Raw genomic sequence first — 4,819 nt, 5'->3', positions numbered from 1 at the left:
AGGTAAGAGTTTCGCTGCACAGAAATATATCAATTAACTCGACAACATAAGCTCCAGACAACTTGTAGGAAAAATCTGAATTTCTTTTCAGGCCACTTGATCGCCTTTGGCTGGTGTTAGGTTTTTAACCTCAACCATGCACAGGGAATTTGTATATGCGCGTCAGCCTAGAGGGAAAAGGTCAGGCAGTAGATGGTGATGTCACCACAACGGGCGCTGTCTGTATTGCGACGGGGCATGGTTATCTGGATGAAGGCCGAATGGTGCTCCGTGAAGGCGACCACACTACGCCATGTCCTCGTTGTGGGCAGGTGGGAACTGTCGCCGAAGGTGTGGAGCACTTCATTTCCGATGGCCAGCGGGTGGCCATGGACGGTGCGCTGGTTGTCTGTGGCTGTTCGCCGGGCAGCAACCGGGTGGTCGCGCCGTTGTATGAAGCACCGTCGTCTCTGCATGCCATTGCGGGGCGTGCCAATACTCACTTTGCCGAGCCCTCACCCACGGTCTACCCCGAACGCATTTCACAACCTGTGATAGGCGCATTGCCCGATACGCTGGAGCCTGGCTTCTACGTAGTCCCTCGACGCATGTCGTTCCCTCAGGTGCTGCTGCAACTGGCCGAGCACGATGCCACGTTGCCGATTTCCCGGTTGCAGCGACTCAACCCGACGTTTGCACAAGGCTTCAAGGCCGGGGAAATCTTCGTTATCGGTGATCCTGACAACGGCAATGCCTGCACGCGCGAAGAGGGGGCACTGATGGCAGCAGCGCAACATGCACGCCGCGCACTGGAGGTACTCGACTTCGCTGAAGCGGATTTCATGATGGATCACCAAGCTGAAATCGCCGGGTTGCTCAGTAACGCCAGCCTGTCCATGGGGGTGGGCAAGGACATGCTTGATCAAGGTTTGAAGCAGGTGAGTCATACACTGACGAGTATCGAGCAGTTGCACCAGCGGGAGTTCATGCGCCATGGCCACTTGAACAGCCCGGGCTTTTTCGCTGAACGGCGGCGCCTTCTGCAGCAGCTGGATGGACAGCTGAAAACAGCATTTCTGAACAAACAGTTGGGCCTTGGGAACTATGAGCGTTTGAGGAAGAGCTTGAATATCTCCACCAAAAGCCTCGTGCACCATTGGTCGAAAGCAGGCGGACCGGGGCAGATTCCCGGGTATGCGACTCATCTGGATAAGGTGGCGCGCCTAAGCAAGTACCTTGGATATGGAGGATATGCAGCAATTGGGGTGGGTGGGACTTCGTCCTACCTGAAAGTCCAAGAGGTATGTCGAGCCGGAGAAACCGAAGCTTGCAAGATGGTGCGACTCAGGGAAACTGGAAGTTTTAGTGGGAGTATTGTTGGTGGTGCTGCGGGAGGCTTCATCTCCGGGCTAGCTGTCACTTCAGTCTGTGCGGCTTTCGCTATTGGCACAGCAGGCATTGGGGCTCCAGTGTGCGGCATTGCTCTTGTCGGAGCTGGTTCGATGGCTGGGGGTTTGGCTGGCGAGGCTGTAGGGGAGGTGCTTGGAGAAAAGATCCATGAATTCATCGCTGATTGATATCAATAGTTGGCCACTGACAATCCAGCTATTTTTTCTAGCGGCGCCATTTGCTTTGAGTGCTATTGGCCTGACAGTAAGCGGCTGTGTTGCATGGTCTAGCGAGTTTGAGGTTCTTGATAGCTCTATTCGAACCAATGCCTATTTAGAGCAGATGAAGCGCTTTTTGGGGACCACTACCTACCGATCGCGATGGATGGTGGTCTGTGCTGTCAGCGGCCTCCTGACCTTTCCTCGTTTTCATTCAAGAATAGGCGTTGTTGATGCTGATGAATTAAAGGCTTTTCCTACAAGGCTGAGACGAAAGTTGGTTTTTTCGAGCTGGCTCATACTAATAGGCATAGCGTGGCTAGCGGTCGCCTATGTGATGGTGAGTCATTAGATCGTTACCCCTTCGTGAACTCTCGAAAAGGGTGTAGGCACTTAGCACGTCAGACCCGCATTCGCGGGTCGTCCTCCTTTTGCCCGACCGATCGTTGACGCTTCCTTGCCGCTCCCCTCCCCTCACATGACAGACACCAGCGATGACACATCGCTTGCATATGACACAAAGTGTCATTATGATCGCCGTGTGTCCTGACGACCCCTACGTCGCTCAGCCCAGAACCGCCCCACTCCGGCAGGTACCCCCATGACGACCACCATGCACACCCCCAAGGACCAGTTGGTCAAACTCGCCCAGCAGCAGATGCTGACGGCGCTGGCCGACAACACCTACACCGCACGGCAAAAACTCGCCCTCACCTGCCGCATCCTGTTTGACGGCGGCCATGACTCTGGCCTGGCCGGGCAGATCACCGCACGTGCGCAGGAGCCTGGCACCTACTACACCCAGCAACTGGGTCTGGGCTTCGACGAAATTGCTGCTTCCAACCTGCTGGTGGTGGACGAGGACCTGACCGTGCTGCAAGGCCGTGGCATGGCCAACCCGGCTAACCGCTTCCACAGCTGGCTGTACCGCGCCCGCCCCGACGTCAACTGCATCATCCACACCCACCCGCTGCACAGCGCGGCCCTGTCGATGCTGGAGATGCCGCTGGCGATCTCGCACATGGACCTGTGCCCGCTGTTCGATGACTGCGCATTCCTCAAGGAATGGCCCGGTGTGCCAGTGGGCAACGAAGAAGGCGAGATCATCGCCAACGCGATCGGCAACAAGCGCGCGATCCTGCTTTCCCACCACGGCCTGCTGATCGCCGGCGGCTCGATCGAAGAAGCCTGCGTGCTCGCCCTGCTGTTCGAGCGCGCGGCGAAGATGCAGCTGCTGGCCATGGGCGCCGGAGAAATCCGCCCCATCCCTGAGGCACTGGGCAAGGAAGCCCATGACTGGATCTCCACCCCCAAACGACATGGCGCCGCGTTCGGCTATTACGCCCGCCGTGCCTTGCGTGCCCACGGCGACTGCCTGGGCTGATCGAAGCTGTACTCTTTTCCTCAACAACGGCAAAGGTGCCTGGTCATGTCTACACCTGTAATTCGCGGCGTCATCGGCTACACCATCACTCCCTTCACCGCAGACGGCACGCTCGACCTGGAGGCCCTGGGCACGTCCATCGACCGCCTGATCGCCGACGGCGTACACGCCATTGCACCACTGGGCAGCACAGGCGAAGGGGCCTACTTGTCCGACAGCGAATGGGAAAGCGTGGTGCGCTTCAGCCAGGCACGCATTGCCGGGCGCGTGCCCAGCGTGGTCAGCGTCTCAGACCTGACCACCGCGCGCACCGTGCAACGCGCCCGCCTGGCCCAGACCTGCGGCGCCACGGCGGTGATGGTGCTGCCTATTTCCTACTGGAAGCTCACCGAAGCCGAAGTGATCGCCCACTACAAGGCGATCGGCGCGGCCATCGACATCCCGATCATGCTCTACAACAACCCGGGCACCAGCGGCACCGACCTGTCGGTGGAGCTGATCCTGCGCATTCTCGACGAAGTGCCAAATGTGACCATGGTCAAGGAAAGCACCGGCGACATCCAGCGCATGCACCGCCTGTTCACGGCCAGCGACGGCCAGGTGGCCTTCTACAACGGTTGCAACCCGCTCACCCTGGAAGCGCTGGTGGCCGGCGCCACCGGCTGGTGCACCGCTGCGCCCAACCTGATCCCGGCGCTGAACCTGGCACTGTGGCAGGCGGTGCAGCAAGGCGACCTGGCCGAAGCCCGGGCGCTGTTCTACCGCCAGTACGAACTACTGGAATACATCACCCGCCGCGGCCTGCCCACCACCATCAAGGCCGGCTTGAAAATGCTCGGCCAGGATGTCGGCGCCCCCCGCCTGCCCCTGCAGCCGCTCGACGCCCAGGGCAGCAGTTGCCTGAAGGGCCTGCTGGACACATTGCGCGGCTGATCGACCTCACCGACGCCTGCGCGGCAGCACCCCGCCGCCGCGCAGCGCCCCGCCGGGAACAGATGAGCCAGAAGCTTCAGGTGTTTCCCGACAAAGGGTCGAGGCATACAGAGCCCGCTGAATCAGCGGGTTCCGTCATTTGAAACCTGCATCCAGCAAACAGAGGCAACCATGGACGCGCCTGCACAAAGCTCTTCAGCACCGCTACGGCTGACAGACATCCTTCACCCCGTGATCGCGGGAATCGTCTCGGTCATCGTCAATTACGGCGGCACCTTCATCCTGGTGTTCCAGGCCGCCAAAGTGGCCGGATTGAGCCCGGAGCTGACCGCTTCGTGGGTGTGGGCGGTGTCGATCGGCGTCGGCCTCAGCGGCCTGGCCTTGTCCTGGTACACCCGCGCACCGGTGATCACCGCCTGGTCCACGCCAGCCGCCGCGTTCCTGGTCACCGCTCTGGCCAGCGTGCCCTACAGCGAGGCCATCGGCGCCTACCTGCTCTCGGCAGCCGGCTTCGTGGTGCTGGGGTGACCGGGTGTTTCGAGCGCCTGGTACGGGTCATTCCCGCCGGGATCGCTGCCGGGTTGCTGGCCGGCATCCTGCTGCAGTTCGGCATCGGTGCCTTCGCCGGGCTGTCGGTCGACCCGGCCCTGGCCGGGCTGCTGATTGCCGCCTACGTGGCGTTCAAGCGCTTCAGCGCTCGCTACGCCGTGGTGGGCATTCTGCTGCTGGGGCTTGGCTACCTGCTGCTTCAGGGGCAGGTGGGCGTGGCAGCGCTCAAGCTGGAATTCGCCTCGCCAGTGTTCACCGCCCCCAGCTTTTCGCTCAACGCCGCCCTCAGCGTGGCCCTGCCACTGTTTCTGATCACCCTGACAGGCCAGTACATGCCCGGCATGCTGGTGCTGCGCAACGACGGCTT

General features: G+C 60.6%; 4 protein-coding genes and 1 pseudogene. All 5 read left to right on the top strand.

Annotated elements, in window-relative coordinates; translation table 11 throughout:
• Window positions 1-155: 155 nt before the first annotated feature.
• Entirely contained in the window at window positions 156-1,556 is a 1,401-nt protein-coding gene (locus HP546_RS25900; RefSeq protein ID WP_172231377.1) for a PAAR domain-containing protein, read from the top strand.
• Window positions 1,537-1,938, top strand: coding sequence for a hypothetical protein (locus tag HP546_RS25895; protein ID WP_172231374.1), 402 nt, complete (start codon window positions 1,537-1,539; stop codon window positions 1,936-1,938). Before HP546_RS25900 ends, HP546_RS25895 begins: the two co-directional genes overlap by 20 nt.
• 249 nt (window positions 1,939-2,187) lie before the next feature.
• Window positions 2,188-2,970, top strand: coding sequence for an aldolase (locus HP546_RS25890; protein ID WP_172231371.1), 783 nt, complete (start codon window positions 2,188-2,190; stop codon window positions 2,968-2,970).
• Window positions 2,971-3,015: 45 nt separating this feature from the next.
• Window positions 3,016-3,903 (top strand): dihydrodipicolinate synthase family protein, encoded by an 888-nt coding sequence (locus HP546_RS25885; RefSeq protein WP_172231368.1) that lies wholly within the window; start codon window positions 3,016-3,018, stop codon window positions 3,901-3,903.
• Window positions 3,904-4,074: 171 nt separating this feature from the next.
• Window positions 4,075-4,819 (top strand): annotated as a pseudogene (locus tag HP546_RS25880) (benzoate/H(+) symporter BenE family transporter); the annotation flags it as partial.

The organism is Pseudomonas sp. CM25 (genome assembly GCF_013179705.1).
Lineage (GTDB): Bacteria > Pseudomonadota > Gammaproteobacteria > Pseudomonadales > Pseudomonadaceae > Aquipseudomonas.
Note: the sequence above shows the minus strand (reverse complement) of the source record. Positions and strands in the feature narration are given on the sequence as shown.

Bases quoted from the DNA above. Each gene is read 5' to 3' on its own strand.
- HP546_RS25900 (WP_172231377.1), top strand. From the start codon at position 156: ATGCGCGTCAGCCTAGAGGGAAAAGGTCAGGCAGTAGATGGTGATGTC.
- HP546_RS25895 (WP_172231374.1), top strand. From the start codon at position 1,537: ATGAATTCATCGCTGATTGATATCAATAGTTGGCCACTGACAATCCAG.
- HP546_RS25890 (WP_172231371.1), top strand. From the start codon at position 2,188: ATGACGACCACCATGCACACCCCCAAGGACCAGTTGGTCAAACTCGCC.
- HP546_RS25885 (WP_172231368.1), top strand. From the start codon at position 3,016: ATGTCTACACCTGTAATTCGCGGCGTCATCGGCTACACCATCACTCCC.